Here is a 4,725-nt window from a genome sequence, read left to right on the forward strand (position 1 = left end):
CTCGTAGGCCGAGTAGCCCAGGCCGATGATGTCGCCGATGTCGGTGAACGACTGCGGGGTCAGCAGCACCGACTGGCGGCGGTACTCGGCGCCGACCGCCAGGCCCAGGGGGCCTCCGGGCAGGTCGGTCAGCGAGCGCGTGGCCTTGGCGTCGAGGATGTCGAGCCGGGTGCGGCCGGTGGCGCGGATGCGCGGGGAGATGTAGTCGTACAGCGCCTGGGTGTTGAGGCCGGCATCGTCGCCGATGCGCCACCAGCCGACCGGGCTGGCCGGATCCTCGAGCACGGTCTTGACCCGGCTGTAGCGCAGGAAGCCGGTGCGCTCGTTGGTCAGGTCGGTGCCCGAGTGCAGGTAGCCGACGTCGTAGTCCCACGCGCCGGCGGTGCCCTTGAAGCCGAGCAGCAGGCGCATGAAGCGGCTGTCGTTGTAGGTAGTGCGCGGGCCGACGTCGAAGGCGGTGTAGCGCAGGCGATTGGCAGTGCCCGGGTACGGGTTGTCGGGGTGGCCGGGGCCGAGCACGACCGCGCCGGGGCCCGGGTCGCTGGCGTTGACCGGGCCGCCGGGGTAGCCCCACGCGCCGGAGACGCCCGAGGGCGTGTTCTGGAAGATCGTCTTCTTGTTCGCCGCGCTGAGTTCCATGTAGATCTCGCCGGCGTCGCCGACCGCGAACGCGGCGCGCGAGAAGAAGTTCACGTACTCCTCCTCGGGCGAGAGGTCGCGGAAGCGCGCCACGTCCCACAGGCAGCCGCCGGCCGGATCCTGCGGGGTCACGTCCGACAGGCCGGCGCAGCCGGGCAGCGACTCGAAGCGGCCGGTGATCGGGTTCTCGATCGCGCCGGTCGGGCCGCCGCCGGCGCCGGTGCCGCCGCCGGTGATGCGGCCGGGCAGGTTGCCGCCGATCGCGTAGCCCCACGGGCGGGTGTCGCCGGTGCCGATCCAGTCGCGGTTGCGGCGGTCGTACAGGCGGATGGCGTCGGTCTTGGCGGCCTCGATGCTGAAGAAGGCGTTGTAGCCGTCCTCGGCCAGGCTGCCGGTGCCGGCGGTCAGCGAGACCTTGGGCTGGTCGCCGCCCCCGTCGTCGGACCAGCCGTAGGAGACGGTCGCGACCGCGCCGGTGAAGTCGCTGCGCAGGATGACGTTGACCACGCCGGCGATCGCATCCGAGCCGTAGACCGACGATGCGCCGTCCTTGAGCACCTCGATGCGCTCCACCGCGTCGAGCGGGATCGTGCTCAGGTCGGTGAACACCTTCTGGCCGTCGTCGGCCAGGCCGAACGGCGCCATCCGGCGGCCGTTGAGCAGCACGAGCGTCGAGCCGGCGCCCAGGCCGCGCAGCGAGATCGCCGCGCCCCCGCCGGCGAAGCCGTTGCCGAAGCTCTTGGGCACCGAGCCGGCGCCATCGACCGACAGGCTCTGCAGGTATTCGCCGACGGTGGTCTTGCCGGTGCGGTCGATCTGCTCGCGGGAGATCACCTGCACCGGCGAGGCGGTCTCGGTGTCGGTACGCGGGATGTTGGAACCGGTGACCGTGATGCGGTCGAGCGTGGTGGTGTCCTGCTGGGCGGCGGCCTGCAGCGGCAGCGCTGCGGCGGCCAGCGCGAGCGGGATCGACAGGGCGAGCGCGTGGCGGCGCGGAGCGCGGCGGAACGACGACGGGGTCATGGCGGCGGGATCCTGAGAGCGGAAAGGGGCCCGGTCCGTCCGCAAGCCTGCCGACGCCCGGTGGCGCAGTTAAGATCCCGTTAATGTGGATTCCGCGTGAGGGAGCGCCATTCAGTCAAACGCACGTCTGCAATGTTCAACGACGGTTAATTTCGCCGAACCGGTCGCGATCGGTCCGATGCCGGCAGTCGGTGCTGCCGCCCCGCGCTGCACGCGACCGCGCGGCCGGCTTGATTCCCGCGCAGGCAGACCAATATCGGCGCTCTCGCAACACGCCACACGGACCGTCATGACCGCCACCACCGAGACCCGCAAGTTCGAAGCCGAAGTCGCCCAGGTGCTGCACCTGGTGACGCACTCGCTGTACTCGCACAAGGAGATCTTCCTGCGCGAGCTGATCTCCAACGCCTCCGACGCCTGCGACAAGCTGCGCTTCGAGGCGATCGCCAACCCCGACCTGCTGGCCGGCAGCGGCGAGCTGCACATCGACGTGAGCTGGGACAAGGCCGCGCGCACGGTGACGATCCGCGACACCGGCATCGGCATGACCCGCGACGACGTGGTCGCCAACATCGGCACGATCGCCAGCTCGGGCACGCGCCGGTTCCTGGAGGCCATGAGCGGCGAGCAGAAGGCCGACGCGCGGTTGATCGGCCAGTTCGGCGTGGGCTTCTACTCGGCCTTCGTCGTCGCCGACCGCGTGACCGTGCTGACCCGTCACGCCGATGCAGCCCCCGAGGCGGGCGTGAAGTGGGAGAGCGACGGCCGCGGCGAGTACGCGCTGGAGGCCGCTACGCTGCCCGAGCGCGGCACGACCGTGATCCTGCATCTGAAGGCCGACGAGGACGAGTTCCTCGATGGCTGGAAGCTGCGCTCGCTGGTGCGCAAGTACTCCGATCACGTCGCGTTCCCGATCCGCATGCCCAAGGACGCGCCGTCGCCGGCCGACGAAGACGCGGGCGACGATGCACCCAAGGCCGACGCCGCGCCGGAAGACGCCGCGCCGGAATGGGAGACCGCCAACGACGCCTCGGCGCTGTGGACCAAGCCCAAGTCCGAGATTTCCGACGAGGACTACCAGGGCTTCTACAAGGCGCTCGGCCACGACTTCAACGACGCGGCCGCGTGGACGCACAACCGCGTCGAGGGCAGCCAGAGCTTCACCACGCTGCTGTACCTGCCCTCGCAGCCGCCGTTCGACCTGATGATGGGCGGGCGCGACGAGCGCAAGGGACTGAAGCTCTACATCAAGCGCGTGTTCGTCATGGACGCGGCCGAGGAGCTGCTGCCCAACTACCTGCGCTTCGTGCGCGGCGTCGTCGACGCCGACGACCTGCCGCTCAACGTCAGCCGCGAGCTGCTGCAGCACAACCGCCAGCTCGAGCGGATCAAGGGCGCGTGCGTGAAGCGCGTGCTCGACCTGATCGAGAAGCTCGCGCGCGACGACGCCGACAAGTTCGCCGCGTTCTACAAGGCGTTCGGCAACACGCTGAAGGAAGGCATCGTCGAGGACCATGCCAACCGCGAGCGGATCGCGAAGATCCTGCGCTTCGCCTCGACCAAGGGCGAGGGCGCGGCGCAGACGGTGTCGCTGGACGACTACGTCGGCCGCATGGCCGTGGGCCAGGACACGATCTGGTACATCACCGCCGACGGCTACGCCGCCGCGGCCGGCAGTCCGCAGCTCGAGGCCTTCCGCGCGAAGGACATCGAGGTGCTGCTGATGTTCGACCGCATCGACGAGTGGATGCTCGGCCACCTGCACGAGTACGCCGGCAAGTCGCTGAAGAACGTCGCCAAGGGCGAACTGCCGCTCGACGAAGCCGACAAGGCGAAGCAGGCGGAAGCCGCGAAGGCCGCCGCGCCGCTGGTCGACCGGCTCAAGGGCCTGCTCGGCGAGCGCGTGGGCGACGTGCGCGTGTCCGCGCGCCTGACCGACTCGCCCTCGTGCCTGGCGCTGGCCGACTACGAGATGGCGCCGCACCTGGCACGTCTGCTGCGCGAGGCCGGTCAGTCGGTTCCCGACAGCAAGCCGACGCTGGAGATCAACCCGCAGCACGCGCTGCTGCAGCGGATCGAGGCCGAGGCCGACGACGCGAAGGCGACCGACCTGGCGACGCTGCTGCTCGAGCAGGCCGAGATCGCCGCCGGCGCCCCGCTGCCCGACCCGGCCGCGTTCGTGCAGCGTCTGAACCGGGTGCTGCTGGGCTGATCGTCGTGCGGTGAGGCCCGGCCTCGCGCCGAGCCGCGTGCCGCGCCAGGTGCGTGCCCCCACCCGGCGCCGTTGGCGCCGACCTCCCCCGCGTTGCGGGGGAGGTGCTCCGGCAGCATCCGCAAGCACTCGCTGGCGTGCGGCCTCCCCCCCAGGTGGAGGAGGTGTCGCGCGCATCGTGCTGTGCAGGCGATGCGGCGGGCGGCACGCCTCCGATATCACGCGCTGCCACGATGCGTAGCGCGGCACACGCCGTGCGTGATGGCGACCGACGTCCGCGCACCCGGACACAGCGACGGCCGAAGCCCTCCCCCGCATTGCGGGGGAGGTGCCGCGCATCACGTCGTGCAGGCGATGGGTCGGGCGGCATGCCGCCGATATCACGCGCTGCCACGACGCGTAGCGCGGTACACGCCGTGCGCGATGGCGACCGACGTCCGCGCATCCGGATGCCGCGACGACCGAAGCCCTCCCCCGCGTGCGGGTGTACAGACCGGAGACAAGGTGGACACCTGTTCGGAGACATGGTGGACGGGTCATGCGAGGGCGCGCCCCGCGTTCACTTGCCCGGTGGCCAGGTCGATCCTGGCCACTCGACACGTGCTCCAGTACACCTCGTAGCGTCCGTCCTCCAGAGTTGGGCGGATCGCCACACGCTCGCCCACGAACGCCTTGCCCACCTTCCAGTTCTGCCCTCGCCAGGCGATGCGGCCATGTTCGTGCACGAGCCGCACCTCGTCCCTGTTGCCGTATTCAGGCGGTGCCGGATGCTCGACGTAGTCCCGTGCGCTAGGGCGATAGCGATCGACCGGCACGCCCATCCCCAGCGCCTCGTGTGGGCGCTGCTGGTT

The 4,725-nt window shown here is 70.6% G+C and carries 2 protein-coding genes and 1 pseudogene; 1 reads left to right on the plus strand and 2 read right to left on the minus strand.

From position 1 onward, the window contains the following. On the minus strand, positions 1 to 1,662 hold a 1,662-nt coding region (locus WQ56_RS17315), incomplete at its 3' end, for a TonB-dependent receptor plug domain-containing protein (protein ID WP_047138388.1). 289 nt (positions 1,663 to 1,951) lie between these two features. Here WQ56_RS17315 and htpG point away from each other — a divergent pair. Beyond that, positions 1,952 to 3,874, plus strand: coding sequence for a molecular chaperone HtpG (gene htpG / locus WQ56_RS17320; protein ID WP_047138389.1), 1,923 nt, complete (start codon positions 1,952 to 1,954; stop codon positions 3,872 to 3,874). 536 nt (positions 3,875 to 4,410) lie between these two features. On the opposite strand, the pseudogene WQ56_RS19150 reads toward htpG, so the two are convergent. After that, positions 4,411 to 4,725 (minus strand): annotated as a pseudogene (locus WQ56_RS19150) (IS481 family transposase); the annotation flags it as partial.

It is taken from the genome of Luteimonas sp. FCS-9 (genome assembly GCF_001014645.1).
Classification (GTDB): domain Bacteria; phylum Pseudomonadota; class Gammaproteobacteria; order Xanthomonadales; family Xanthomonadaceae; genus Luteimonas.